25 protein-coding genes are annotated in these 24,989 nt (G+C 53.4%); 12 read left to right on the forward strand and 13 right to left on the reverse strand.

The features are described 5' to 3' along the window. Positions 1-47: 47 nt before the first annotated feature. The gene (locus KTQ42_RS15500) at positions 48-1,133 is read right to left on the reverse strand and encodes a porin (RefSeq protein WP_217346303.1); all 1,086 of its coding nucleotides are present in this window, start codon (positions 1,131-1,133) and stop codon (positions 48-50) included. A gap of 243 nt (positions 1,134-1,376) precedes the next feature. On the opposite strand from KTQ42_RS15500, the gene coq7 reads away from it, so the two are divergent. Beyond that, a complete protein-coding gene (gene coq7, locus KTQ42_RS15505; RefSeq protein ID WP_217346304.1) occupies positions 1,377-1,994 on the forward strand; it encodes a 2-polyprenyl-3-methyl-6-methoxy-1,4-benzoquinone monooxygenase in 618 nt (205 codons plus the stop codon). A 31-nt stretch (positions 1,995-2,025) separates the two neighbouring features. On the opposite strand, the gene KTQ42_RS15510 is transcribed toward coq7, so the two are convergent. After that, complete coding sequence (locus KTQ42_RS15510) at positions 2,026-2,469, reverse strand: OsmC family protein (protein ID WP_217346305.1); 444 nt, start codon at positions 2,467-2,469, stop codon at positions 2,026-2,028. A 204-nt stretch (positions 2,470-2,673) separates the two neighbouring features. Between KTQ42_RS15510 and rplM the strand changes: the two genes are divergently transcribed. From rplM to erpA, 6 genes are all read left to right on the forward strand, one after another. After that, positions 2,674-3,102 (forward strand): 50S ribosomal protein L13, encoded by a 429-nt coding sequence (gene rplM / locus KTQ42_RS15515; RefSeq protein ID WP_194715048.1) that lies wholly within the window; start codon positions 2,674-2,676, stop codon positions 3,100-3,102. A gap of 9 nt (positions 3,103-3,111) precedes the next feature. Continuing rightward, on the forward strand, positions 3,112-3,504 hold the full coding sequence (gene rpsI, locus KTQ42_RS15520) for a 30S ribosomal protein S9 (protein ID WP_194715047.1): 393 nt from the start codon (positions 3,112-3,114) through the stop codon (positions 3,502-3,504). A gap of 135 nt (positions 3,505-3,639) precedes the next feature. Next, on the forward strand, positions 3,640-4,683 hold the full coding sequence (gene argC, locus KTQ42_RS15525) for an N-acetyl-gamma-glutamyl-phosphate reductase (protein WP_217346996.1): 1,044 nt from the start codon (positions 3,640-3,642) through the stop codon (positions 4,681-4,683). 107 nt (positions 4,684-4,790) lie between these two features. Then, the gene (locus tag KTQ42_RS15530; RefSeq protein ID WP_217346306.1) at positions 4,791-5,432 is read left to right on the forward strand and encodes a DUF6776 family protein; all 642 of its coding nucleotides are present in this window, start codon (positions 4,791-4,793) and stop codon (positions 5,430-5,432) included. A 12-nt stretch (positions 5,433-5,444) separates the two neighbouring features. Then, the gene (locus KTQ42_RS15535) at positions 5,445-5,846 is read left to right on the forward strand and encodes a polymer-forming cytoskeletal protein (RefSeq protein ID WP_217346307.1); all 402 of its coding nucleotides are present in this window, start codon (positions 5,445-5,447) and stop codon (positions 5,844-5,846) included. A 55-nt stretch (positions 5,847-5,901) separates the two neighbouring features. Then, positions 5,902-6,252 (forward strand): iron-sulfur cluster insertion protein ErpA, encoded by a 351-nt coding sequence (gene erpA, locus KTQ42_RS15540; protein ID WP_217346308.1) that lies wholly within the window; start codon positions 5,902-5,904, stop codon positions 6,250-6,252. 77 nt (positions 6,253-6,329) lie between these two features. On the opposite strand, the gene KTQ42_RS15545 is transcribed toward erpA, so the two are convergent. The 3 genes from KTQ42_RS15545 to KTQ42_RS15555 all read right to left on the reverse strand — a co-directional run bounded on the left by KTQ42_RS15545 (position 6,330) and on the right by KTQ42_RS15555 (position 11,187). Then, complete coding sequence (locus KTQ42_RS15545; protein WP_217346309.1) at positions 6,330-8,534, reverse strand: OsmC domain/YcaO domain-containing protein; 2,205 nt, start codon at positions 8,532-8,534, stop codon at positions 6,330-6,332. A gap of 168 nt (positions 8,535-8,702) precedes the next feature. Continuing rightward, a complete protein-coding gene (locus KTQ42_RS15550) occupies positions 8,703-8,894 on the reverse strand; it encodes a hypothetical protein (RefSeq protein ID WP_217346310.1) in 192 nt (63 codons plus the stop codon). A gap of 628 nt (positions 8,895-9,522) precedes the next feature. Further along, positions 9,523-11,187, reverse strand: a complete 1,665-nt coding sequence (locus KTQ42_RS15555; RefSeq protein ID WP_217346311.1) for a GGDEF domain-containing protein — start codon at positions 11,185-11,187, stop codon at positions 9,523-9,525. A 1,068-nt stretch (positions 11,188-12,255) separates the two neighbouring features. On the opposite strand from KTQ42_RS15555, the gene KTQ42_RS23975 reads away from it, so the two are divergent. After that, positions 12,256-12,762 carry a transposase gene (locus tag KTQ42_RS23975; RefSeq protein WP_349292171.1) on the forward strand — a complete coding sequence of 169 codons (507 nt, stop codon included), beginning with the start codon at positions 12,256-12,258 and terminating at the stop codon, positions 12,760-12,762. Positions 12,763-12,784: 22 nt separating this feature from the next. Here KTQ42_RS23975 and KTQ42_RS15565 read toward each other — a convergent pair whose 3' ends face one another. The 6 genes from KTQ42_RS15565 to KTQ42_RS15590 form a co-directional block, all read right to left on the reverse strand. Further along, positions 12,785-13,576 (reverse strand): hypothetical protein, encoded by a 792-nt coding sequence (locus KTQ42_RS15565; RefSeq protein WP_217346312.1) that lies wholly within the window; start codon positions 13,574-13,576, stop codon positions 12,785-12,787. Further along, the gene (locus KTQ42_RS15570; RefSeq protein WP_217346313.1) at positions 13,569-14,645 is read right to left on the reverse strand and encodes an AAA family ATPase; all 1,077 of its coding nucleotides are present in this window, start codon (positions 14,643-14,645) and stop codon (positions 13,569-13,571) included. Before KTQ42_RS15570 ends, KTQ42_RS15565 begins: the two co-directional genes overlap by 8 nt. A 528-nt stretch (positions 14,646-15,173) precedes the next feature. Beyond that, positions 15,174-15,920 carry a DUF5677 domain-containing protein gene (locus KTQ42_RS15575; RefSeq protein ID WP_217346314.1) on the reverse strand — a complete coding sequence of 249 codons (747 nt, stop codon included), beginning with the start codon at positions 15,918-15,920 and terminating at the stop codon, positions 15,174-15,176. A gap of 277 nt (positions 15,921-16,197) precedes the next feature. Next, on the reverse strand, positions 16,198-16,893 hold the full coding sequence (locus KTQ42_RS15580) for a hypothetical protein (protein WP_217346315.1): 696 nt from the start codon (positions 16,891-16,893) through the stop codon (positions 16,198-16,200). Positions 16,894-16,938: 45 nt separating this feature from the next. Further along, positions 16,939-17,955, reverse strand: coding sequence for a WYL domain-containing protein (locus tag KTQ42_RS15585; RefSeq protein WP_217346316.1), 1,017 nt, complete (start codon positions 17,953-17,955; stop codon positions 16,939-16,941). A gap of 9 nt (positions 17,956-17,964) precedes the next feature. Beyond that, positions 17,965-18,540 carry a hypothetical protein gene (locus tag KTQ42_RS15590; protein WP_217346317.1) on the reverse strand — a complete coding sequence of 192 codons (576 nt, stop codon included), beginning with the start codon at positions 18,538-18,540 and terminating at the stop codon, positions 17,965-17,967. Positions 18,541-18,665: 125 nt separating this feature from the next. Here KTQ42_RS15590 and KTQ42_RS15595 point away from each other — a divergent pair, with 125 nt between their 5' ends. From KTQ42_RS15595 to KTQ42_RS15605, 3 genes are all read left to right on the forward strand, one after another. Then, a complete protein-coding gene (locus KTQ42_RS15595) occupies positions 18,666-20,756 on the forward strand; it encodes an ATP-binding protein (protein WP_217346318.1) in 2,091 nt (696 codons plus the stop codon). A 162-nt stretch (positions 20,757-20,918) separates the two neighbouring features. After that, entirely contained in the window at positions 20,919-21,296 is a 378-nt protein-coding gene (locus KTQ42_RS15600) for a hypothetical protein (protein ID WP_217346319.1), read from the forward strand. 116 nt (positions 21,297-21,412) lie between these two features. Then, positions 21,413-22,075 (forward strand): hypothetical protein, encoded by a 663-nt coding sequence (locus tag KTQ42_RS15605; protein ID WP_217346320.1) that lies wholly within the window; start codon positions 21,413-21,415, stop codon positions 22,073-22,075. 306 nt (positions 22,076-22,381) lie between these two features. Here KTQ42_RS15605 and KTQ42_RS15610 read toward each other — a convergent pair whose 3' ends face one another. Together KTQ42_RS15610 and KTQ42_RS15615 are read right to left on the reverse strand one after the other, a co-directional pair. Next, positions 22,382-22,978, reverse strand: coding sequence for a class I SAM-dependent methyltransferase (locus tag KTQ42_RS15610; protein ID WP_217346321.1), 597 nt, complete (start codon positions 22,976-22,978; stop codon positions 22,382-22,384). Beyond that, the gene (locus KTQ42_RS15615) at positions 22,975-23,529 is read right to left on the reverse strand and encodes a hypothetical protein (RefSeq protein WP_217346322.1); all 555 of its coding nucleotides are present in this window, start codon (positions 23,527-23,529) and stop codon (positions 22,975-22,977) included. Before KTQ42_RS15615 ends, KTQ42_RS15610 begins: the two co-directional genes overlap by 4 nt. A 294-nt stretch (positions 23,530-23,823) precedes the next feature. On the opposite strand from KTQ42_RS15615, the gene KTQ42_RS15620 reads away from it, so the two are divergent. Further along, complete coding sequence (locus KTQ42_RS15620) at positions 23,824-24,837, forward strand: HNH endonuclease domain-containing protein (protein ID WP_217346323.1); 1,014 nt, start codon at positions 23,824-23,826, stop codon at positions 24,835-24,837. Positions 24,838-24,989 lie beyond the last annotated feature (152 nt).

A 24,989-nucleotide genomic window follows, 5' to 3' on the forward strand; every position in this document is an offset into this window, starting at 1 on the left:
TAGATTGAAACCACCACCGAAGTAGGGCTTCAATCTAGACTGTTTTATTAGAACAGGTGGTTGATACCAACCGAAACGCCAACCATGCTGTCTTGGCCAGGAGCTGCGCGCAGCGAAGATTGACCGGTGATGGCGCTCGGACCGTTTTCCAGACCATCTTTGTACTTAGCGTAGTCTACGTCTGCGTAGAAGTTGGTACGCTTCGACAGAGCATAAGTGGCGCCGACGATGAACAGGCCACGCTTGCCGGCTGCAGTGTTGCCAACGCCGAGTGCACCAGCATCAACTTTGGTGTGGTAGTAAGCTGCGGTCAAGCCCAGAGCTGGGGTGATGTCGTAGCTGCCGCCGATCCAGGCATTCTTCTGGTCAGCTTCGCCACCGGTAGCACGATCTTGGGTTTCGTTCTGGTAACCAGCAGCAATACGAGCCGGGCCAAAGGTGAACGCGCCGCCGACGGTCCAGTTCTTGTTGTCTTGCAGGTTAACAGCGGTCGCGGTGCCAACATTTGCTTTGCGAACGGTGTAAGCAGCGCCAAACGACAGTGGGCCGTTAGCGTAAGTACCGCCGACTGCTGCGTGATTGCTAACACGGCCGCCGTTAGTGGCTTCAGCCAGTGCGTATTCAGCACGTGCAGTGATCGGGCCAAAAGTGCCGGTGTACTGGATGTCGTTGTCAACACGGGTACCAGCGGAAACGCTTGCGCCGGTCAGAGGGATGATGCCGGTGAATTTGTAGTTGAACGGGTCATACGCGCCAACGGTCTTAAATGCAACCGTGTACTGACGGCCCAGATCCAGGGAGCCCCACTGACCACCCAGACCAACGAATGCGGAACGCTGGAACAGACGGTTTTCGGTGTTGTTCAGAGCGCCGGTGCCGGAGTTGAAGCCGGATTCCAGGGTGAAGTGAGCATTCAGACCGCCGCCCAGATCTTCAACGCCTTTGAAGCCCAGACGGTTGGAGTTGTAGGTGCCGTTGGAGCTCATGGTGGTGCGGCTGTGGCCAGCTGCGTCAATGTCGCGCTGGTTGCGAACGCCTGCGTCAAACGAACCGTAAATCGTCACGCTGGTTTGTGCTTGTGCAACGCCTGCAAATGCACCCAGTACTGCCAGTGCGAGAAGCGATTTTTTCATTGAGTAATCTCCAGAAGTTGTAGTGCTAAAATTTTTCGCTGCATTCAGCAAGGCTACCAGTAGGGAGCCCCCCTGCCGAGACTTCCAAACCAGTTGATCAAGAAGCTAGTAGTCATTTCATCAAAATACCGATGGCAGGGCAAAGAAATTTTGGCTTTTCTATGCAATCATCCTGCTTTATGTGGCATTGAAACAACGATTATTTGATTTAGTGGCAACGCCGCTAATGTAAAAAGGAAATTAATGGACGGCTTGATTATCGGGTTTGACCGGGCGTTAAGGGTTGTTGGCGGGGTGGCTTCGGCGTTCCGCGCAACGCCTGCTGCTGCTACGGCAGATACGGAACTGACTGAAAGCGAGCGCAAGCATAGTGCCGGCCTCATGCGGGTAAACCATGTCGGCGAGGTTTGCGCCCAGGCTTTGTACGAGGCCCAAGGCCGTTTTTCGCAGAGTCCTGATATCCGCACACAATTCGACAGCGCCGCGCGTGAAGAGGAGGATCATCTTGCATGGACGGCGCAGAGGCTGCAGGAGTTGAACTCCCATACCAGTGTATTGAATCCGCTCTGGTATGCCGGCGCATATGCACTGGGCATGGTGGCAGCGCGTTTGGGCGATGCGCGCAGCCTCGGCTTTGTGGTGGAAACTGAGCGCCAGGTTGAGGCGCATCTGGCCAGTCATATGGAGAGGTTGCCGCAAAGCGACCACAAATCCCGGGCAATAGTGGAACAAATGAGACAGGATGAGATTGCGCACGGCGCATCGGCCCAGACACTGGGCGCTGCAGAGGTGCCGCAGCCTGTGCGTCAGGCAATGCGCGCCATGTCGAAAGTCATGACGGGCATTGCCTATTATTTATAGCGAATGGAAAAAGCGGCGATAAGTGCCCGCTTCAGCTGGCCGGCGTTTCGGTCAGGTCGTCGATAATTTCGAAGGTATGCGTCATTGTCGCTGTCTTTTCCAGCATGATGGAAGCCGAACAGTATTTTTCATGCGACAGCTTGATGGCGCGTTCGACAAGATTCGCTTTCAGGTTGCGGCCGCGAACCGTGAAATGGAAATGGATGCTGGTAAAGACCTTGGGATCCTTTTCGGCGCGCTCCGATTTCAACGTGACGTCGCAGCCACGGATGTCCTGGCCGCTTTTCCTCAGAATCAGCACAACGTCATAGGCAGTGCAGCCGCCCGTGCCGGCAAGCACCACTTCCATCGGGCGTGGTGCCAGGTTGCGGCCGCCGCCCTCCGGCGCACCATCCATGGTCACAAGATGGCCAGAGCCGGTTTCGGCCATAAATGTCATGCCGGACAAGCCAGTCCAGCGTACGGTGCATTCCATCGCATCCTCGCAAAAATTGAACGTGCGCTATTGTAACTGTTGAATATCGACTTTTCTGTTTGACGGCAAGTGCTTGAAAAGGCTATACTTTCCGATTCCCTGTTTGCTCAAGGGAAAAGATACAAGGCAGAGTCTGCGGCAAAAGCTGAAACAAGGCAGCGCAAAACCACCATTTTGAGCGAATCAATTGATCAGGAAGTCATCATGAAAACCTTTTCCGCTAAAGGACACGAAGTCCAGCGCGACTGGTTCGTGATTGACGCGACGGACAAAGTCCTCGGACGTGTTGCCAGCGAAGTGGCACTCCGGTTGCGCGGCAAGCACAAGCCAGAATTTACCCCTCACGTCGATACCGGCGATTTCATCATCGTCGTCAACGCAGACAAGCTGCGCGTGACGGGCACCAAGTCCACCGAGAAGAAGTACTACCGCCACAGCGGTTACCCGGGCGGCATCTACGAAACCAATTTCCTGAAAATGCAACAGCGTTTTCCGGGCCGCGCGCTGGAGAAGGCAGTCAAGGGCATGCTGCCCAAGGGTCCTCTCGGCTACGCCATGATCAAGAAGCTGAAGGTCTATGCGGAAGGCAGCCATCCGCACGCCGCGCAGCAGCCGCAGCCCCTCGAACTGTAAGGAACAGTCATGATCGGTAACTACAACTACGGCACCGGCCGTCGCAAGAGCGCAGTGGCTCGCGTGTTCATCAAGTCTGGCTCGGGCCAGATCGTGGTCAACGGCAAGCCGGCCAACGAGTACTTTTCCCGCGAAACCGGCCTGATGGTGATCCGTCAGCCGCTGGAACTGACCAACAATGTCGAGCGTTTCGACATCATGGTCAATGTCAACGGCGGCGGCGAGTCCGGCCAGGCAGGCGCAGTGCGCCACGGTATCACCCGTGCACTGATCGACTACGATGCAACGCTGAAGCCGGAACTGTCCAAGGCAGGCTTCGTTACCCGCGATGCACGTGAAGTCGAGCGTAAGAAAGTCGGCCTGCGTAAAGCACGTCGCGCAAAACAGTTCTCGAAGCGTTAATCACGTTTTTGGCACTGCGAAAGCCGCCCGGTTCGCCGGGCGGCTTTTGTCATTGTGGCCAGGCCCGAGCAAAACGGCCGTTGGCCGACACTGTTAGAATTTCGGGACATTATTTCAATCCGGCTTGGAAAAATCATGATCAAAGTAGGCATCGTAGGCGGCACTGGCTATACCGGCGTCGAGCTGTTGCGTTTGTTGGCAACGCATCCGCAGGTGGAACTGACCGCCATTACGTCGCGCAAGGAAGACGGCATGCCGGTTGCCGACATGTTTCCGTCCCTGCGTGGCTTTGTTTCGCTCGCCTTTTCCGCGCCTGAAAAGGCCCGGCTGACCGACTGCGATGTGGTTTTCTTTGCCACGCCGCATGGTGTGGCCATGGCGCAGACGCCGGAACTGCTGGCCGCTGGCGTAAAAGTGATCGATCTGGCGGCAGATTTCCGCCTGAAAGACACTGCGGTTTTCGAGAAATGGTATGGCATGCCGCATTCTTGCCCGGAGATCCTGGAGGAAGCGGTCTATGGTCTGGCCGAGGTCAACCGTGAGGCGATCAGGAAGGCCCGTGTCGTGGGTCTGGCAGGCTGCTATCCGACCTCGATGCAACTGGGCCTTGCACCCTTGCTGTCGCAAGGCAAGCCACTGGTCAACGAATCCGCACTGATCGCGGATTGCAAGTCCGGCGTTTCCGGCGCAGGCCGCAAGGCCGAGGTAGGAACGCTGCTGGCGGAGGCTTCGGACAACTTCAAGGCATACGGCGTGAAAGGGCATCGCCACTTGCCAGAAACCCGGCAAGGGCTGGAAGCGATCTCCGGTCGTCCGGCCGGACTCACTTTCGTGCCGCATCTTGTGCCGATGATCCGCGGTATCCATTCCACTCTATACGCCACCATCCTGCCCGAGGCGCGCGACATTGATTTCCAGGCGCTGTATGAAAATCATTATCGCAACGAGCCTTTCATCGATGTGATGCCAGCCGGCAGCCATCCGGAAACCCGGTCGGTACGCGCTTCCAACATGCTCCGGATTGCCGTGCATCGTCCGGATAACGGTGACCAGCTCGTTATCCTGGTGGTGGAAGACAACCTTGTTAAAGGCGCGGCGGGGCAGGGTGTGCAGTGCATGAACATCATGTTCGGACTGGATGAAACGACTGGCCTGAAGCAGGTGCCTGTTCTTCCCTGATTGCCCTGGCGATGAGGATAGGTCGTTGGCCGCGACGGCGCCGGCCTCTTGCGGCGCCCAAGCTTACTGTCAGCAAACAAGTCTCCTGGCGGGTGCGCCTGTCGCGAATGGCGCTGCTGTTTTTCATCATCGGCTGTCTGGCGTTGTGGACCTATGAGCTCGGCCGTGGCGTGAATGTGCTCGGCGCGGGCATCAGTGCCGAGCAGGCGCAGTTGCTCAAGGCACAGGCCGCCAAGGCGGTTGCCGAGCGGGATCAGGCAAGCGGCACGCTTGGCACGCTGGAAAACCAGCTGGCCATGGAGCGGGCGGCACATACGCAACTGGCCTCCCAGGTACAGTCGCTGACTGCCGAAAATGCCCGTCTGCAGGAGGATCTGGCGTTTTTCGACAGCCTGGTGCCTGCCGGCCCGGTGTCGGAAGGCATTTCGATTCGTCGGCTGAAAATGGAATTCGTGCCGCCCAACCAGTTGCGATATCGTCTGCTCGTCATGCGACGCGGCAATAATCCACAGGATTTCAAGGGCAGCCTGGCGTTGTCGCTGGCGGTAATCCAGGCAGGCAAGGCCTCGGTGCTGAATTTCCCCGGTAAGGATGACAAGACTGAGGCGTTTCAGCTGGAATTTCAGCGCTACCAGCGTATCGAAGGCATACTTCCCTTGCCAGAGGGCTTGCAGGTCAGGAATGTACAGGCTCGCGTGCTGGAAAATGGCAAAGTGCGTGCGCAACAGTCGGCCAATTTGGAACGATAAAGGAGAGGCTTGATGTTCGGGCAAAAGGCAAAGAACACGATAGACAGCCTGATCGGCATGTCGACGACAATCGAGGGAAATATTCGTTTCCGTGGCGGCTTGCGGGTAGACGGGCATGTCAAAGGCAGCCTGATTGCCGATCCGATCGATGGCAGCATGCTGGTCATTTCAGAGCAGGCCAGCGTGGAGGGTGAGGTCAGGGCGGAACATATCGTTGTGGACGGCGTAATCAATGGCCCGGTTTTTTGTTCCGAGCTTCTTGAATTGCAGCCCAAGGCCCGCATAACCGGGGATGTACATTACAAAGCGCTGGAAATGCATGGCGGGGCGTTGGTTTCAGGCAAGCTCAGTCATCCACAGGACAGCGAGCAGGTGCTGAAGCTGGCATCGCCAAAATTAGCCTCCAATGTGTGAGTGCGCTATTAGTTCTATAATCGAACATTATTCGCTTTAATTAGCAGGAGTCCAAATGAACGCCATTGCAGAAATGCCAGCACCGATTGTTTTTACCGACAGTGCAGCCGCCAAGGTTGCCCAGTTGATTGAAGAGGAAGGAAATCCTGACCTGAAGCTGCGCGTATTCGTGCAGGGTGGCGGTTGCTCCGGTTTCCAGTATGGTTTCACCTTCGATGAAATCGTCAACGAAGACGACACCACCATGACCAAGAACGGCGTGCAGCTGCTGATCGATTCGATGAGCTATCAGTACCTGGTGGGCGCGGAGATCGACTACAAGGATGACCTGGAAGGCGCGCAATTCGTGATCAAGAATCCGAATGCCACTACGACCTGTGGCTGCGGTTCGTCCTTTTCGGCTTAAGCCTCATTGGGGCACCTTGGCCAGTGGTCACAGGCGCCCCGTTTTCAATGATTAGCTTGGAGCCATAACGCGCCACATTAACTTGCCATAGTTACTGCATTGGCTCGCGCCGCATGAAGTTTCCTGTAGCTATCGACCAGGCGATGATGTCTTTCCAGCCCTTCGAGTTTCATGCTGGTTGGCGTCAGTCCAAAGAAGCGCACGCTGCCGTCCAGTGAGCCCAGCACTGCATCCATCCGTGGATTGCCAAACATCCTGCGGAAGTTGACGACATAGTCGTCCAGTTCCATGTCGTCATCGAGTACCACCTCCAGCACCACGTTCAAGGCCTGGTAGAACAACCTGCGCTCGACCGTGTTGTCGTTGTACTGCAGGAAGGCTCCCACCAGTTCGTGCGCTGCCTCGAAATCTTGCAAGGCAAGATGAATGAGCAGCTTCAGCTCCAGCACGGTTAGCTGCCCCCATTCCGTATTTTCGTCAAATTCGATGCCGATTAAAGTGGCGATATCGGAGTATTCATCCAGCTCGCTGTTATCCAGACGCTCCAGCAGCGCTTCCAGGCTTTCGTCGTCCAGGCGGTGCAGGTTCAGGATATCTGCGCGGAACGACAGCGCCTTGTTGGTGTTATCCCATATCAGATCTTCCACAGGATAGATTTCCGAATAGCCGGGCACCAGGATTCGGCAGGCAATGGCTCCCAGCTGGTCATAGACCGCCATATAGACTTCCTTGCCCATGTCCTCAAGAATGCCGAGCAGGGTCGCGGCTTCCTGGCGATTGGAATTCTCGCCGTGGCCGGAAAAATCCCATTCGACAAAATCGAAATTCGCTTTCGCGCTGAAAAAGCGCCACGACACCACGCCGCTGGAATCAATGAAGTGTTCGACAAAGTTGTTTGGCTCGGTCACGGCATTGCTGACAAAGCTGGGCTGGGGCAGATCGTTCAGGCCTTCAAAACTGCGACCCTGCAGCAATTCAGTCAGGCTCCGTTCAAGCGCCACTTCAAAGCTTGGATGGGCGCCGAATGAAGCAAAGACGCCGCCAGTGCGCGGATTCATCAACGTAACGCACATCACCGGGTAGATGCCACCCAGCGATGCATCCTTTACCAGCACCGGAAAGCCCTGCGCTTCCAAGCCCTGAATGCCTGCCAGGATGCCGGGGTATTTCGCCAGCACTTCCTGGGGCACATCGGGCAGCGTCATTTCGCCTGCCAGGATTTCACGCTTTACCGCCCGCTCGAAAATTTCGGACAGGCATTGGACCTGCGCTTCAGCCAGGGTATTGCCAGCACTCATGCCATTGCTGACGAACAGGTTTTCAACCAGGTTTGACGGGAAATACACCACTTCGCCATCGGACTGGCGCACATACGGCAGCGAACAGATGCCGCGTTCCACATTGCCCGAGTTGGTGTCGTACAGGTGCGAGCCCCGCAACTCCCCATCGGGATCGTAGATGGACAGGCAGTAGGGATCGAGAATGTCGGCCGGCAGCGCATCTCCGCGGCCGGGCTGGAACCAGCGCTCGTTGGGGTAATGCACAAAAGGCGCATTGGCGATGTCTTCGCCCCAGAAGCTGCCGGCGTAGAAATGGTTGCAGTTCAGGCGCTCGATATATTCACCCAAGGCCGACGCCAGCGCGCTTTCCTTGGTCGCTCCCTTGCCATTGGTGAAACACATCGGCGAGTGCGCGTCGCGGATGTGCAGCGACCATACATTGGGAATGATATTGCGCCATGAGGCGATCTCGATCTTGATGCCCAGGCTCGCCAGGACACCCGACATATTGGCGATGGTTTGCTCCAGCGGCAGGTCCTTGCCTGGAATGTAGGTGCTGGCGTCGGAAGACGGTTTCAGCGTCAGCAGGGACTGGGCATCGGCATCCAGGTTCTCCACCTCTTCGATCACGAACTCCGGTCCGGCCTGCACCACTTTCTTCACCGTGCAACGCTCGATGGAGCGCAGGATGCCCTGGCGGTCGTAGTCAGAAATATCTGCCGGCAGCTCGACCTGGATCTTGAAAACCTGCTGGTAACGGTTTTCTGGATCGACAATATTGTTTTGGGACAGGCGGATGTTCTCGGTCGGAATGTTGCGCGTGTTGCAGTACAGCTTGACGAAGTAAGCCGCGCACAGGGCCGATGAAGCCAGGAAGTAATCGAAAGGGCCAGGCGCGGAGCCATCGCCCTTGTAGCGGATCGGCTGGTCGGCCACCACCGTGAAGTCATCGAACTTGGCTTCAAGACGAAGTTTGTCGAGAAAGTTGACTTTGATTTCCATGGGAGATTTCCAAAATAAGGTGGCCGCTATTATCCGCCGCTGTGTTGGACCCGCTTATACATTAAGCATAAGTGATCGCTAGCATATCCATACGGTTGAGAGCAGCCACAGGAAAGGCGAGCTCAATTTCCGCCCGGACATTCAATCGGACAATTCGACCGGAATGGCTTACAACGGATCGGGGAAGCAGGCCAAAAAATGAACAATAGCGAAAATTTGGCAGATACCGCGCATCATGAAAAATTTGGGCGGCTCCATCAGCACTGGTTGCTTCCCGAGATGCAAGAGAGCTGAGTTGCCGATGCGTTCTTCATCTGGGTAGCGCGGGCGGAAGTGAACTACCGACAAAAAGATCTTCAAGACGAAGCCCCAGCGAGGTTGCGGAGTCTATCATACATGCAACCACTTTTTCCGAGGCGCACCGGACCAGCAATGCTGGATGCAGGTCGATCTTCATGTAAGCCGTGTAGACCAATCTTCGTCGCAATGACAGCGCTAGGAACCCATGCCGGTCCTGCAGTCTCAGGCATAAAGTGCCACAAGCTTGGGCACTGGCCTGTACCGGAACAGGTGTCGAACAAGGTTAGCTTGCACTAGCCTTCTTCCCTGCACACTCCCTCGAACACGACGGCGAGTACGGCAAATTTTTCAGGTTTGAACGAGCCACATACCGGCGTCATCCTGGCTCGCAACCTCGAACTTGCCTGTTTCGGCACTCTTGGCCCCTCAAGAGAATTTGCTATTCGTCTAACCGATGCGATCGCTGACGCCGATTGATTTCCTTGGCAAAAAAGGGGATTTTGAGCAAGACAAAAAACAAAAAGGCATTAGCCATTCTTCAGATTGCTTATGACACCCACGTTCAAGTTTTCTGGGAATTGACGATCCTACTGCTGGAAAATCAATATGCCGTCTTGCAATTGAACCAGAAACATCAATGGACGAGGTTGCGAGATGAGAACAACCAGATTGTGTAAAAAATAATATGCTATGAAAAAGGCCTTGCATGAATATGGTAGGCGTTCTTTCCAGCTTTCTTTGCTCGATACATGGCCTCATCCGCAGCCAATAGCAACGAGCGAGCATCAATGCCGTCTACAGGATAATTTGCGATACCAGCGCTGGCTGTTACCGTCACAGTAACCTCGCCAAGGCAATACGGCTGTCGAACAACACTCAATACTCTCTGGGCTACCGATTCGCCGATCGTACCTTCTCGCTCCGTTGGCACGATGACTACAAACTCATCGCCGCTCACTCGAAATGCTTTGTCTTGCTCGCGGATGGCCTGACACAGACGAGAGGAAAACTGTTTGAGCAAATCATCGCCGCACAGATGCCCGTGCGTGTCGTTTACATGTTTAAACCCGTCGAGATCCAGAAACAAGACAGCAAAAGGCAGGCCCGATTGCTGGCATACATCGAACGTATCATTAAGGTGGCGTGAAAGTGCCTCGCGATTCGGGAGTCCCGTTAGAGAATCCGCATACGCCTTGTTGGTAAGTTCTGCATTGGTTTTTAATAATTCCGAGCGTTCCCTGGTTCGCACCGTATGTTGTTGTGAGACGTCGCGGCAAACGAGAGTCGTTCGTGTCCCGGAGAGCGTTTGAAACGTCGCATGCGACACCTCAAGGTATAGCGTGCGATCTTCTCCATGCAGACCTTTGAGTTCACAAAGAAATTGTTTCGAATCCGCTTCGCTTTCCAGCGTGAGCTTGGACAGGCCGGAAGGTATAAATTGGTCCAAGGGGAGACCCTTGGCCGAACTTGCGGAATATCCAAAAAGCTGCTCCGCAGCTGTATTGAAGACGATCACGCGTCCGCTGCTGTCCACGGAAATCACAGCTTCGCTGACTGCGTTCAGAATTTCCGCTACCTCTGCTTGTATCTGGAGTTGAGCTTGAAGAGAGCGGCGGATATAGAAAGTGCCCATTGCTGCGATGAGCGCGGCAATGGCTGCGTTTAACCCCAGTAGCACCCGTCGGACGAGAACGGATCCTTGACGAAGCTCCTCAGAGAAGTTGCGTTGCAACAGGCTGAGTAGTTTGTTCATTTCGGGAAGGCGCAACTTCAAATGCTGAACCGAGGCAGCATCAGGCGTGCCTTGAAGAATGTCTGTACGCGCAGCTTTTGCTAGCGAATGCAGCTCTTCCATTGCTGCATCGCCTTCAGCCCATGTATTGATAGCCCTTTTCATGAAAGGAATATTTTTCCCCCATAAAAATAGCCGAATCATGCCGTCTAGATCATCCCCATGGTTTTCCCCTGCCAGAAAACCATCTCGTGCCAACTGCCAATCTACCGTTTTCTGTTGCAGAGCCAAACGGGCTTGCGCATCGCCCTCGATGACTTTTAATCTGGAAACGAACTCCTGATAGTCCGCATCGACATTGGATTCTATATAGGACTTCAGACTGAGCAATCCATCTTTTTGCGCTTTTGAATACAAGCTTTCGCCTGCTACGTATCCTCTTACAGAGGACATTATTTCAATGCTGAAGGCAGCGAGCAGTACCTGTAGAACGACGATGAAAAGAAAAAAACCGGCGAGCGACCTTCTATGACGGAACAGGATTTTGTTGGAGATAGCCTTTTCCAAAGGATCTCGTTGTGTTCTTAAGGAACTGGATAAAACCTCTTTTATTTTCTTCATAGAAAACTTTTAACGCTACCAATTGTATTTCAAGGTTTTTCTCTGCAGTCAACATTCTTAGGGTGATGCAGGGACCATGCGATAACCAATAGTTAACGGAAGATTACGAGAAATCTTAAGAGGGCTGGATTGGCATTTTTTCTTTGGTCTTGCCAAATAGGCTATGCGCTGTGTGGAAAAAAAGGAAACTTATCCGCTGCTATGCCGCCTCCGCAAGAATTCCAGGCGCAATCATTCCGCTTGCCCGTACTTAAATGCCGTACAACCGCGTCCGCGTGACGCTTCACTCAGGGCTGGCTTCCTATGCGCCCTCAATGTTTGCCAAATTGCGTCCGAGAGAGTTAGATGCTTTGACAGGGTGGCGTTCTGTTCTCTTTAACTTTCATCGGAAGTACGCAGAGTCCATTGTTAATAATGGGCCTCCGGCTAGAGTTTTTCGCCAGACATTTCCTTGCCTGATATCACGGCATGACGTACATGCGGCAAGTCGACAGAAGTTTCGCTTCTGGCATTAGGCCAGAGATGGGCCGAATACGATAATTGTGAAGCGGAAAACAAAAACGCCAACCTGTGAAGGTTGGCGTTTTTGTAAGAATTAATCTTGGTGGCCCGGGGCGGAATCGAACCACCGACACAAGGATTTTCAAGACGAGGGTCCAGCGGGGCAAGTAAGAAGCGTCCTGCTGCGTGGGCTTCCTTCCGCGACCCGCGGCTTTTAGATCGTCACTCGCTAGACAAACCTTGATCGGCACTCGGAAGCCATTGTAGCAGGGAAAACCAGGCATAAAACAGACTTGGCCTTGTCGTGAGCCTTGCCTTTTATGTCGTGTCCAACGGCCTAAAGACCGGCGGCGGACCGGACAAGGCACCAACTCCAAAGAGATTCCTTCAGGCAAAGTCCTAGCCCAAAGGGTTTCAAGTAAGAACATCTATGCTAAATGCTGCAGAGTTGGAACCAGCCAGAGACCAGCACTGAAAAGCCCGAGTCAATCAGCGTGGGAGTCCGAGTACGAAATATCGGGCCCGCTGGAAGACTACGCCCAACTGTTCGACCCGCTGTTTCATTCGCTGGCGCAACGCCGCAGCTTCCAGACCTATCTTGCCGGCCTGCTGGCACCGCGTGACCGGCCCAAAACGCTCACGGCACTGGCGGGCGCCGAGCCGTTAATCCAGGCGCAAACTGCGCCTGTGCAGCAACTGCAATTCTTTCTTTTTGAATCGTCTTGGGACGCCGAAGCCATGACCGCCCTCACGCTGCAATTGCTGGGCGAGGATACCCTGACGGCCAGCGATGCAAACGGCGTACTCGTCATCGATGTCACCGGCGCCCGCAAGGATGGCTGTGCGATCGAGCATGTGGCACGCCAGTATCTGAGCTCGGTGGGCAAGATCGATAACGGGATCGTGGCGGTGACGACCTTATGGGCCAATGAGCAGCGCTACTATCCCTTACATGTGGCGCAAACACCGGATCCATCAGTCGCTGCAAGCTGCGAGTGCCCAGGCGTCCTGGCTGCGCGACTACAGCACAGAATTGGCCTATATGGAATAGTAAGGTCAGCTGTCGAGTGCTAGCGCTAGCGGATGCGGATCGTGATCAAGCCAAACGGTCGATATACATGCCTGCCAATTCATACAGCTTTACTCGTAATTCCACATCGTCCTCTGCCGCAACAATGCTGGCCTCAATAGAGCGCAGGACATCGTCATTGTTTATCGCCCCGTGCATCTGACGCATTTCCAGCCGCCATAGTTTGAAAACACGGTATATCTCTTCTGCGATGTTTTTTTGGCCCAGCGTAGTTGACCGTTTGTAGGTAATGATATTGCTAGTTGGGGAAATGAGAATCTTGTACGAAATATAGTCCCCGTAATTCGCCATATTAGGATGGAAAGTATGGCGTTCGGCCTTTTTAGCGACGTTGCAATCGATGCAACACACTACTAAATTTTCAATATCAAAACAGAGTTTACGTGCATGATGCAGTGCTATTGCCGCCTTAGTTTTCGGCGTTTTTGGAACGACGTGATCAATATTGATGGCCGTCCCGTGCAGATATAGCTGTCGACGACAGTAGCAACAAAAACCTCGTTGGCGATTAGTCAGATACGTGCGTAGTTCTTTTTTCGTCTTACTCAAACATTTATCGTCGCCGTTCTGCAGCGCTGCAAAAAACGTGTCGGCCATGTTTTTGTAGGAAATGTGATCAGCGGTAGGTTTTTTAGGGAGTAATATTTGCGGGAGCTTTCCTCCAGTTGTGAAGAACGCCCACGCGTCGGCCGTCGTCACGCTGCCATAAATCGTTTCCCACCGAAGCTTGTCTAGGATCTGCGCTTCCTTCAAATCCACACCGGTGGGATCAGCGAGGAGGTCGATTAGGTTATTCATCGTCAGCGGCGGCGATATCAACTATTTCTAGCGCTTTTCCCAGAAATTCCTTGTCACGCGCCGTCAGATCGTTGTCATAGAACTTCATTAGCTCCTGGCGTGCTTGAACTGCTGTCGTCGTGTCATGGGTTAGGCTGTGCAGAATGCGTGCGCATGTTTCAGGCACGATGCTGCTCGACAGTGACAGGTAGTTGAACTGTTTGAACAGAAGTTTTTCGATATTTGACGGAATTTCCTGCGACGTAACGGTTTCACCATCCGGAATCGTGTAGATAAAGTCCAACTCCTGAGTAGTATTGGAAACGATCACAGGAGAGTGGGTTGCCACTACCAGTGCGCATCTGGTTAGGGATGAAAGGGTCGAGCGGAACAGTTTGGGCAATTCTGCTTGCCATGTCACATGCAAACTAATCTCGGGCTCGTCGATCAAGATCAAGCAATCGTCCTCCGCCTCCTGCGCAACCGTGAGCAGCAACCTGATTTTTTGTATGTACCCCGAACTCAAATCCTCGGGGAAATAGCGGTCCTCCTTGTCCTTGGGGCCGAGCTTACAGAAGAATCGCAAATCAAGACGCAGGCACTGCTCCAAAATATCTGCATCATCAACAGGCATTTTTTTCCAATCGACCTTCCCGCAACGCGCAATCGCGCTTTCGGCAGAAGCACGCTGCACTTCGCTTGCGCGGCGAGCCATAGGAGTGCGCTTGTCCCACGTGGTGGCTGCAGAAGAAAACGACAACCCCATATGCAAGTCGTCCAGGACAGTTTCGAGCAACGCGCTTTTTCCATTCTTCAGCAAGCTCAGGATCAGCAACGTGATACTTTTATTTAAGGTCGTGAGGAACACGGCATTCTGCTTAGAGCGATAGCCCAAATAGTGCACCTTCCCGCTCGACTTAGGGTCAAATCGATCCATCATTCCACAGGGCAATGCAATGATCTTTCGAAAATCTTTGACATATGTCTTGGTGCAATTCTGCAAAAACGTGCTTTTTCCAGATCCGTTATTTCCGATGATATAGAAAAAGAGATTGTCCTGTGAACGGGTATTACGGTCGAGAGCAAGCATGATCTTGTAGATTACCAATCTGAAACATCTGTTGCACAGGGAAATTCGGTGTCGCCCAGACGTTATGTATTTGGCCTAAGACTACATATTCTGAATCGCCTGTTAATCGCTAAGGCCTAGAAAAGCGCAGTGTACGAATTTGTTGCCGTTTCGGCAGGTCGTCGCAATTGTGTCGCCCGACTGCATCGTATCTAAAGGATAGCCAAGGCGCAACTTGGGGGCGCAACGCCAGCCTCGTCGGTTCAAAGAGACGCCGACAGCACCCATTCCCAAGAGATTTTCCGGGTGGTAACCATTATAGTAAAGCGAGGTTGGAGAACGACCGAGATTGGTCAGTTCCTGCTGTACGCTCCTTCCGTAGACCAGTCATCTAAACGGCTACTGTGTTCTGTAATCCGTCCTATTGACTACGCCTACAACTCGGCCATAGCAGTCATTAAGGCTGGCTACGGGCTTCCACAACCATTTTGGTGAAACGGGTTAACGTCGCTGAACTTGGCCAATATTGGGGAAGGTGATGGAGGTCACTTAATCTGGCAGGTAGGAATGGACTTGTTTCCGCTTTTCATCAAGCAATCGCAAGGTGTCGTCATCCGTGACATCAAGTAGGACGAACAATTTTAGCAAGCCGCCCACGCATGCATCACAGATTATGGTCAAGTACATTGCCATTTCAGGTTCATCCAATTTGCATGAATAAATCAATTTGGCGCCGGCAGTCTCCTCTCGTAGAAAACGGCCTTTCATGATCTTCAGGTTGTTGTGAACATGCTCGCTCAAGCGCGCGAATACTGTCGGGTACCATGACCCCATGCCTGCCAGTTTGAAACGATTATCAGCTCTAATCGGACGGAATCCTGCGCTAATCAGTTCATCTAGTTCTTTGCGCTCACTAGTCAGCAGTTCGGCGAGACCTTCTGCCTTCGCCAACGCATCAAGTGCTTCACTCTCGCCATTGCTTTGAAGTGCCCGAGAATAAAGCTTTGTGCGCTCATGTAATTCATTTGCTACAAGAACATTTTCGTGTTGCGGATCATCGGCCAAGATAATCAGGTCCACATAGGCATCAAGCAATGCCCGTGTGATAATCGGAATAGCTACATCATCACCCGCTCGGATAAGAATAAGGCAAGAGTTACTTGTTTCCAGTATTCGACCGTACAAGGTAGCCGCGGCAAATTGGTGTGACGGACCCTGTGGTTCTATGACGAGCGCCTTTGCCCCAGCAGAAGCAATATCAAATAGAGATTGCATTTCATCGATCATCCCAGCCATTTTTTCTCCGCAAAATTTAAATGGAATCATCGCATAAATATGTTCGCCGGAATGGGTACACGATCAAGTTGAACCCATTTTCATGCTCATATGCTTAGGCGTAGTGAAGGACGCGCCTTTTGCGAAACTTAAAGCGAAAGAGCTGAACATTACATGCAAACTCTATTTGTAATCGTCCCACGATACTCCCTTCAAATGTTGCGGCACCAATTCCCCATCTGAAGCCCATTCTTCCGCATGAATCATCTTTTTGTTAAGACTAACATTCGCTATCAAGCTAATGAGCCTCGAGCCCGACCTCCCTGTGTATCAGCTCCACTAGTTGATTGATCTGCGCAGGGCCGAAACGGACAAACCCGGTATTAACCAAGTTGTTCGTGCGTACCAAAAGCGTGTTATTGAGAAAACGCCACAGCACTGTGTGTTTAGGTTGGTCCACGACAGGTTCGCTCTTCCAGCCAGATTTCAACTCCGGATCTGCTTCAATCCATCCGTCGTGTTGCGTCTTACCATGCAGGATCACAACTTCCGGACTGTGCTCTTTAACCATGTTGATGAGTCGAGGAACCGTGTGAAGCAAGGCATCAACGACATACTCGTTCGATGTCGCAAACCATTGATGGTATACGGCTGGCCATTGATTCGTCTGTGATCGTGGCAGCGGCAAAATTTCGCTCAATAATAGATCGCTTATTTGCGGGTCTAACCTGCCGATCTCAGTATCAGCGTCATAAACGCCGCGATATATTTCACGTGCGATACGCCAGACCGACACGCGCTCGATGGCAGGCATCGCGCCCTGAACTGCGATGTGGAACGCCTCGATGTCCAAAAAGGTTTGTGGATTAGCGGTGCGAACCTCGATGCGTTGCTGGATATCGGCCGCGTTGTCACAATGTTCCTCAAGTCCGACAACCCAGAATCGCGCTCCCGCATGACCATAGCCGAATAGAGTTTGCATTGCCTCGTACATAAGTAGCTTTCCAATTTAAATAAAATTGATACCGTGCTCTGGAGGTCAAGGCGATTGCGAATAAGCTGTCGCCATCCTTAGAGCGATTTCCTTCATCTCTGCCCGTAACTGCACTGGCTCGTGCACCACGACGCCTGAACCAAACCCGGTCAGCCAAAAAACGAGCGTACGCGTCGCCGCAACGGTGGCTGTGAGCGTAAGGGTCCCTTGCTCTCCCACTTCCAATATCTGATCAGAGGACAGGGGCGTTTCGTACAGGTGTTCTCCAGCGGTACGTGTAAATGTGGCACGCAAAATAATTGGTTCGCCTGTACGAAAGCCAAGCTCTCCAGACGCAATGAACTGGTCGAGATCAAAACCCGGTTTTCTTCTGGCTGACTCACTGGTCATGTGTGCATGCCGCACACGATGTAGTGCCAGCGTTTTCACATCGTCATGGCCGGCAAAAATGCATACTAAATAAATGAGTCCGCCTCTTTGAATAATTGCTAGAGGGTGCACTGACTCATACACGGTTTCCTCTGCGGCATTCCGCTTCTTATAGTGCAACTTAAGCTGCTGATCTCTCATCAGCGCGAGATAGATCGTCCGTTGGCAATCTTCGTCAATCGCTGGGGGCTGTAAAGGCTGCAGCGGTGCGATTGTCCGTACCTTATGCAGCCAGCTCGTAGATATCTTCATTCCGTCGGCCAGTGACAGTATCCTCGCCGCCGAGTGAAAATGTGGTTGTAGCGCATCGAGTGCAATCGGCGGCAACTGGTCGCGAAGATGCTGCTCGACGAGCGTGAGTGTCAGCGCTTCCGGGACCGTTAGACCTGGCAGGTCGAAGCTGGGCGCATCACGCTGCCAACTCCAGCCAAACGGCTTTGTCCGATCGTCAACAGCAAGCGGAAAGACGGCTGACAGCTCCAGCAAGTCACGCTGGACAGTACGGCTGGTGACGGGAAAATCTGCGTCCCGCAGCTTGTCGCACAGGTCCCTGACTGAAATCTTGGACGGTGCTCGGGGAATGAACCGTAGCATTTGCCATTGTCTCAGGAGGGAAAACTGGTTGGTTGCCACTGGGTTGACCTATACCGGTCGCAAGGTATAAGCGTTGGCTTCGTCGACTTCGAAGATGATCTCACCGCGTAGAGTGTCAGGAGCGTCCCGCCACATGGTCACGGCAGCTGCAGCCTCCTTAACTATGTGCCGCAATTCCGAATTGTTTTTCATTGCTGCGCTCAGTTCTTCGCGCGTCGTGCCAGGCAAAAATAGCGGCGCCAGGGCAAGTTTGCTGTCCAGGCCGCGCTCGCTCCAGTTTGCCAGTTTGCCGTGCACGAGTCTTTGCAGTCTTTTCACATCGAGATGGTGGCGTGCATCAGGGACCGACAATTGGAAGACCTCAGGGAGCATTCGGAACGCTATTTGACATGGAATGTACTTGTCCCGGGGTAGTCCGCCGGCACTCGCACTGTCCAGCGCCAGTTCGACGGTCGGGCTTGCATAGACAGCACGTCGACGCGACGGCTTTTCTTCCGGCCGTGTGAATTCCCATAAATTGTCGACGAGGTACGGCACATTCCCAGGTAGGCGCTGGCCATCCCGCCATTCATAAACTCGGTTCGGGTTAAAACCATCACGAGGAACTGCACGAAAGATATTCATTGCACCTATTTCCATAAAGAAACCATGATAAAGAGAATATTTCCATGATGCAATATTAAATCTCTTAGCGACATGGTTTGTCGCAGCTACACGTCAATATGAGCTCTTTAGCTAAGGAAAATCCCATGTCTTCAAAACCCCGTGAGTTCAGTGATTCCAATCCTGTCGATGCACTGTCGAGGTTGTGGATTTTGCGCATGCTCGTTCCATTGGGTGGCCACAAAGTGCTTGTCTCACGTAGCGGCTTTTCCAACAGTGCCTTGGCGCGCGCAGTCGGTGTCGGCGCCTGGCTCGATAATGACGAACTCGACTTCAATCCTTCCGCCGTGCACAAAAAGCTTCGGGAACTGCACCGCATGGCTGAGGAAAATGCTGCTGCGGCACGCTTGCCAGACACGCTGGTCGTGAACATGGCACGCCTCGGCGAGTTGGTCGGCCTGTCGCCAACTGACGCCCGGATCCTCGAATTTGCAGCGATGCTGCATCAGGATCGCCTCCTCGACGATAGCGCTGACACTCTCGGTTTGCTCAATTCGCTCAAGGTGATCGACACACTGGCAAGGCTGCTCGACCTGAATGCCGACGACGTGCGAGCATCGATTAGCCCGCACGGAGTCCTGGCGCGCTCCGGCCTGCTGGCAGTAGACCGCGGCACCAATGATTACCTTCGCTCCAAACTGGATGTCCTGTCGGGGAGCTTCGTCGATCACATTGTGGCGTTTGAGGCCGATCCAATTTGCCTGTTGCGCGACACGATCAGTTCGAGCAAGCCGGCGAGTCTCACATTGAAGGACTACGGTCATCTCGACCAGGCTTTGGCGCTGCTCAGGCCTTATCTTGCAAACGCCTTGTCGTCCGGGCTCACCGGGGTGAACGTGTTTTTCCACGGCGCGCCGGGTATGGGGAAAAGTGAGCTGGCGCGTGCATTGGCTGCAGCCCTCGAATGCGAGCTGTTTGAGGTGGCAAGCGAAGACGCAGACGGTGATCCGGTCAACGGCGAACGCCGGCTGCGCGCTTACCGCGCTGCGCAAAGTTTCTTTTGCCAGCGCAAGGCCATGATCTTGTTCGACGAGGTAGAAGACGTATTCGACAATGGGGATGGCCCGTTTGGTAGGAAAAGCACAGCCCAACGTCGTAAGGCCTGGCTTAACCGCACGCTGGAGCAAAACAAGGTGCCCACGCTGTGGCTATCGAATTCTATCGACGGAATTGATGCGGCCTTCATGCGGCGCTTTGATATGGTGATTGAGGTGCCGATCCCACCGCGTGCACAGCGCGAACGCATCGTGCGCGTTACGTGTAACGACCTGCTCGATGATCAGGCCATCAAGCGGCTGGCAGAATCGGAGGTAGTAGCCCCGGCGGTAATCAGCAGGGCCGCCTCTGTCGTGCGGTCGATCCATGACCAGTTTGACGCAACCGGGGCCACGCGGGCATTGCAATATCTGGTCGATCAGTCACTCGAGGCGCAGGGACACTCGCCGCTACGCGTAGGCGATGCGAACCGCCTGCCGGCTGGCTATGACGCGTCGCTCATCAATGCGAACGTTGACCTGTGCCGGCTGGCCGACGGCTTGGCCAAGACCCGATCGGGCAGGCTCTGTTTGTACGGCCCGCCCGGGACAGGCAAGACGGCCTATGGTCGCTGGCTGGCTCAGTACTTGGGAATGCCGCTCACGCTGTATAGCGCATCCGAATTGATGTCAAAATGGGTAGGCGAAAGCGAGAAAAACATTGCAGGGGCATTCCGTCAAGCTGAGCGCGACAACGCGCTGTTGCTGATCGACGAAGTGGACAGTTTTCTGCAGGACCGCGCCCACGCCCGACAGTCTTGGGAAGCGACGATGGTCAACGAAATGTTGACGCAGCTGGAGTCGTTTTCTGGGGTATTCGTTGCCTCGACCAACCTGATGGATGGTCTGGATCCAGCCGCACTGCGTCGGTTCGATCTGAAGATCGCTTTCGATTTCCTGCTGCCGAACCAGGCTGCTACGCTGCTTGAAAGCTACTGCAAAGCTCTTTCCCTGACTGCACCTGAACTCACCGAACTCGAACAGGTACGCCATTTGCGCTCAGCCACGCCCGGCGACTTTGCAACCGTCGCCCGGCGGCATCGGTTCGCACCGATCGTCTCACCGGCCGAATTGGTGGCTGCCGTGGAAACAGAGTGCCGTCTGAAAGAGCGCAAATCGTCAGGAATTGGCTTTGTGTACTGACCCTTTGAATGGTTCGCTTCGTCCCAACGATAACAACCGAAATTGGGGCAGCTTGCGTAGTGTGGGTTACGACAGTCCACCAGATCGCCGCGCAAGCGCCAAAAATTGGCGTGCCGTGCTGCCCCAATTATCTTTTTAAACCGTTATAGATCTGCACCTAACATGATGCACCCAACCTATAAAAACCTCGAGAAAGCCACCGACGGAGCAAACGCTAACGTCTATTACGCAAGCGGTTCACCTGCTCCGCAAGGAAACCCAAGTATGTACAAATATTTCTGGCGCGTTTTCAGTGCGCAATCTCCCTGGGAGGATGACGACTTCTTCACGCACGCGCCAGTGCTGTGTGCTGCTGATTGCGAGAAGGAAGTGCAACGGCTATTGGCATTAAACCTTTCATGCCTGCTCTATGGATTCCGCCGTCCCCGGAAAGATCCGGCCAATCCATGGGACATGAACAATCCGAAGTGGGCAAATGTGCAATTCGCGGTGTCGTGGGACGAAGATGTCGACCCGATTGTCACGGGTGGGCACAAATAACAGGTCTTTCTAGTGGTGCGTGGCTTCTTCGAATCTCAAAACCGGATCTTGGCGATTGCGACCGATAAAAATAGCCACGTTCTTCCGGGGAAACCAAACATGTGCAGAGGGTGAAAATGGATGTTGACGAATATGATTTCGAAAAAGAGGGAAACCACGATGCAGGCGGCGGAGCCTGGTGGATCTTCCTGATTCCAATTGTCATCATCATCCTGACGTTCATTTGGTTCGGGTATTGGCTCGCAAAGAATGGTGCGAAATTTCGCACAGTTCAATTTTGGACAATCCCTTCGACCTTCTTCCTGATGAACATGATTGGCGTATTACTCATCTTCCCGATGTCATTTCTGTACACGATGTTCACTGGTGATAAAGGGCCTGGCACATGGGTGTGGTCTAACTGGTGCGATCTCACCGTGTTCCCGATTTGGGGCCGTATCCTGTCATTCGTGTTTCGCATGGGCTTGACCGAGGCGGATTATGCGCTGAAGATTCCCGTGGGAGCTGTGCTCACCTACCAGTTGATCCTGCTCTTTGGTGTTGGGCTCCGCATCTCTCGTCATTTGACAACTACTCTCATGGACATGGCAGTGGCAGTAAATGCCAAGCTGGCAGGGTACGACCCTTATGATGCCCGTGAAGTTCGGCTCAAAAATGACAAAGCCTATGCTGAGGCAGCAAAGCACTACAAGGAAACAGGCAAGCCACCTTTCTTTGGCTTCTTTGGCGTTTCGTTGGTCGGCACTTGGCCTAATGACATCTACCGATTCCTTAAATAGATTCCTTATGGGAGAGGCTTACACGAACCGCCGCGCTGTTGGGAAGGCCGCGCGTGGTTCTTATGGAGTACCGAAGCAGTTCGATGAACTGGAGTTTTTGTTATTGATGTGATGTACCAAATTTATAAAAGACTCCCTCCCTCCCTCTCTCCCTCCCTAAGGCGTCAGGAGAAATGGAAAGCAACGTAAATATTCTGGGTACATTTTGTCTAACGGACGTGTTGTGGGATTAACAGGCTTCATAGAAACTGCCGATTTAAGACCGGCCGGTGAGGGAGGGAGGCAGTCTCCCATAAGCTGCATTCGTCAAAGGGTACTGCTTCTTATAATTGCATTTAGCCACGTATCACTTCGTCCGGGCCGCTGGTCGCCAGTAATCCAACTTTCAAGCAGCCTGCATTGTGCTGTAGATGGTAGAAGTTGTTCCAAGCTTCCCTCGGTAAGGTCAGTAAACCAGCGGCCATCCTTGATGCGGTCGACTTCTCCATGCTTGAAGGACAGGTACATGACCCCACCCGGCTCAAGTGTGCTGAGTAATGCTGCCAACACTGGCGGCAATATATCGCGTTTGACGTGAAGCAGTGACGCGCAACACCAGATTGCGTCATACCGTCTCTCCAGCGATGTGTGTAAGAGTTCTTCGAAAAACATTTGTTTTACGCTGATGCCCGTGAGAGCACTTGCGCGTCGTGCCATTTCGGCAGAGCCGTCGAATGCATCAACACTGTAGCCGCGTTGGACAAAAGCGAGCGTGTCACGCCCTGAGCCGCAGCCGGCGTCCAAAATCGAACCTCCTGTTCTAACTAAAGGGAGGAACCGCTCATAAATCGCATCCATGTTGGTTGTAACAGTATCCCCAACAAATGCGTCGGCGTTGCGATCATAGAACTCAGTACTTTTCATTGTTCTGCTAAAAGTGTGGGCAGTTCCGCGTGAGGAGAAGGCCAGTTGACGCCTTCGTTGTTGAGCAGGACATCTGGGAACAGCTCGGATGCTACGCCAATCAGCAAATACTCCTCAAACGAGAGAAAGCAAGAACCAAAGTCGTTCCAGATGTTGTAAGAATCCGGTGTCCACGCAGTGGCCCAAAAATACACGGGACGGCGGAGTGTAGGCGTCAGTGTGGGGGCGTCCGAGAACAGACGCTGCGCCCAACGGCGATACTTCTGTACGACCTTCTCCGAGGCATGCCCTGGACAAGCAGCGGCGCTGAGGTCACCGATGTGGTATGCATAACCCGAGCCCCAGCGGGCGAACTTGGACATGTCCGTCTCGATGCCTAGTAGGTTAGCCGAGATATTGCCTCCGCCCTTGCCATACTTGCCGGCGCGGCCGATATACAAGGGCACGATCCTGCCTGAATTTTCCCGCCAATGCATCATGTAAAGCATACCCTCGCTACGGCTACCTTCCTGCATCACGGTAGAAGCGACCTTGCGGATCAGGCCCTCCATCTCGGGCGATCTGCATAGGATGCGCCGCCCGTCCTTACCAAAAGGTGCAGATGCGACCCTTCCAGAGGCATCACAGGAGAATAGTGGTACTCCGGAGTTGAGTATTTTGTGTTCTCTACAGAACCGGTCCCATAAAGCTAGCTTCTTCTCGCTCATATCATCGAATTAGTAGCAACGGCATGGTGGCTTGTTACTGTAGCATCCACTGATAACTCTTGATTTCCTAGCACTAGATTGTAATTGAGAACTAGTGCAAGCTAGCAAACTCGACGATCAGTGTTCGAACCCCTTACCATGCAACAGCACGATGATTTTTCCGCGAACGACTACTGGAAGGCGCTGATTCTCTATGGCCTGAATCAGGCAACTTACAAGATCGCACTGGGTAAAACTCTGCTTTCCATGAGTGCCAAGGGATACAACCGTGTCCCCTGGGATGTGCTTTCTGCTGAATTCTTCGATCAGTACCGCACCCGCCTCGAGGTTGAGGACCGGATGCCACAGCAAGCTACTCCAGGGCGGCGGACCACTATGGAACGGATTTTCAGTTCATTCCAAATACGGCAAAACCTTGACGGGGCGATCAGCGAAGTAGGGGCCACAGCCTTTGAGGATGTTGTTCCGCGCTTTCATAATCTTGTAGGCATGGAGGGCATTCAAGGAAAGTTCTACCGCTTCGAATTCGGACGTTACCTTGAGCTGACAGACGCGCTACATACTGTAAGAGAAGAGCAGGAAAACGCACTCCACGCTGAGCTAGATGCCAGATGGGGGCTGCTCGAAGGTGCTTTCTCAATTGCAGCAGGCAACTACCGCTTAGCCAACGACGTTCGGGAAATCTATTTAACAGGCGCATACAAGAGAAAGCCATTGACCGGGAATATTTCCTTCCTCCAAGGCTATCAAGGCAACATCTGCTTTTACTGTGGCATGGAGATGCAGCCCGGCGACATTGACGTCGACCACGTGCTTCCACGTCAAGTGCTGCAGCACGACGAGATTTGGAACCTAGTACTGGCTCACCGCGCTTGTAATGTGCGTAAGCTAGACCGCATAGTAGGTGAGCACTTCATTCTCAAGCTCATCGCAAGAAACGAAAATATCATGGGCAGTAACCATCCATGGAAAAAGCGGATAGCCAGCGTGCTTGGTGCTACCTCCACCGCAAGAGCAAAGGAACTCTACTGGCACTATGGGAATGTGAAAATGGTTCTTGGGTCGAATTATTGGGGAGGAACGGAGGGATACAATCCTGGAAGCGATCCCTTTTATCGGCGGTTGATCACAAGACTCAATAACCGGGGTTAGTGCCTGAGGCGGTCCGACTTGCTGACTGCCCGTTTCGCATCAAATAGCGAGTCAGCAATTGGTCTGAGTTCGGCCAATTGCAGTCATTCAGCTCTCCCAGGTAGCACCCAGGTGCCGGACGCCCGAGGCGCAGTTCACATAACACCATCGAC

This window comes from Noviherbaspirillum sp. L7-7A (genome assembly GCF_019052805.1).
Taxonomy (GTDB): domain Bacteria; phylum Pseudomonadota; class Gammaproteobacteria; order Burkholderiales; family Burkholderiaceae_D; genus Noviherbaspirillum_A.

What these genes read in the sequence shown, in the direction of transcription:
- KTQ42_RS15500 (WP_217346303.1), bottom strand. Translation starts at nt 1,133, where the DNA reads ATGAAAAAATCGCTTCTCGCACTGGCAGTACTGGGTGCATTTGCAGGC.
- coq7 (WP_217346304.1), top strand. Translation starts at nt 1,377, where the DNA reads ATGGACGGCTTGATTATCGGGTTTGACCGGGCGTTAAGGGTTGTTGGC.
- KTQ42_RS15510 (WP_217346305.1), bottom strand. Translation starts at nt 2,469, where the DNA reads ATGGAATGCACCGTACGCTGGACTGGCTTGTCCGGCATGACATTTATG.
- rplM (WP_194715048.1), top strand. Translation starts at nt 2,674, where the DNA reads ATGAAAACCTTTTCCGCTAAAGGACACGAAGTCCAGCGCGACTGGTTC.
- rpsI (WP_194715047.1), top strand. Translation starts at nt 3,112, where the DNA reads ATGATCGGTAACTACAACTACGGCACCGGCCGTCGCAAGAGCGCAGTG.
- argC (WP_217346996.1), top strand. Translation starts at nt 3,640, where the DNA reads ATGATCAAAGTAGGCATCGTAGGCGGCACTGGCTATACCGGCGTCGAG.
- KTQ42_RS15530 (WP_217346306.1), top strand. Translation starts at nt 4,791, where the DNA reads ATGGCGCTGCTGTTTTTCATCATCGGCTGTCTGGCGTTGTGGACCTAT.
- KTQ42_RS15535 (WP_217346307.1), top strand. Translation starts at nt 5,445, where the DNA reads ATGTTCGGGCAAAAGGCAAAGAACACGATAGACAGCCTGATCGGCATG.
- erpA (WP_217346308.1), top strand. Translation starts at nt 5,902, where the DNA reads ATGAACGCCATTGCAGAAATGCCAGCACCGATTGTTTTTACCGACAGT.
- KTQ42_RS15545 (WP_217346309.1), bottom strand. Translation starts at nt 8,534, where the DNA reads ATGGAAATCAAAGTCAACTTTCTCGACAAACTTCGTCTTGAAGCCAAG.
- KTQ42_RS15555 (WP_217346311.1), bottom strand. Translation starts at nt 11,187, where the DNA reads ATGAAGAAAATAAAAGAGGTTTTATCCAGTTCCTTAAGAACACAACGA.
- KTQ42_RS15565 (WP_217346312.1), bottom strand. Translation starts at nt 13,576, where the DNA reads ATGAATAACCTAATCGACCTCCTCGCTGATCCCACCGGTGTGGATTTG.
- KTQ42_RS15570 (WP_217346313.1), bottom strand. Translation starts at nt 14,645, where the DNA reads ATGCTTGCTCTCGACCGTAATACCCGTTCACAGGACAATCTCTTTTTC.
- KTQ42_RS15575 (WP_217346314.1), bottom strand. Translation starts at nt 15,920, where the DNA reads ATGGCTGGGATGATCGATGAAATGCAATCTCTATTTGATATTGCTTCT.
- KTQ42_RS15580 (WP_217346315.1), bottom strand. Translation starts at nt 16,893, where the DNA reads ATGTACGAGGCAATGCAAACTCTATTCGGCTATGGTCATGCGGGAGCG.
- KTQ42_RS15590 (WP_217346317.1), bottom strand. Translation starts at nt 18,540, where the DNA reads ATGAATATCTTTCGTGCAGTTCCTCGTGATGGTTTTAACCCGAACCGA.
- KTQ42_RS15595 (WP_217346318.1), top strand. Translation starts at nt 18,666, where the DNA reads ATGTCTTCAAAACCCCGTGAGTTCAGTGATTCCAATCCTGTCGATGCA.
- KTQ42_RS15600 (WP_217346319.1), top strand. Translation starts at nt 20,919, where the DNA reads ATGATGCACCCAACCTATAAAAACCTCGAGAAAGCCACCGACGGAGCA.
- KTQ42_RS15605 (WP_217346320.1), top strand. Translation starts at nt 21,413, where the DNA reads ATGGATGTTGACGAATATGATTTCGAAAAAGAGGGAAACCACGATGCA.
- KTQ42_RS15610 (WP_217346321.1), bottom strand. Translation starts at nt 22,978, where the DNA reads ATGAAAAGTACTGAGTTCTATGATCGCAACGCCGACGCATTTGTTGGG.
- KTQ42_RS15615 (WP_217346322.1), bottom strand. Translation starts at nt 23,529, where the DNA reads ATGGAGGGCCTGATCCGCAAGGTCGCTTCTACCGTGATGCAGGAAGGT.
- KTQ42_RS15620 (WP_217346323.1), top strand. Translation starts at nt 23,824, where the DNA reads ATGCAACAGCACGATGATTTTTCCGCGAACGACTACTGGAAGGCGCTG.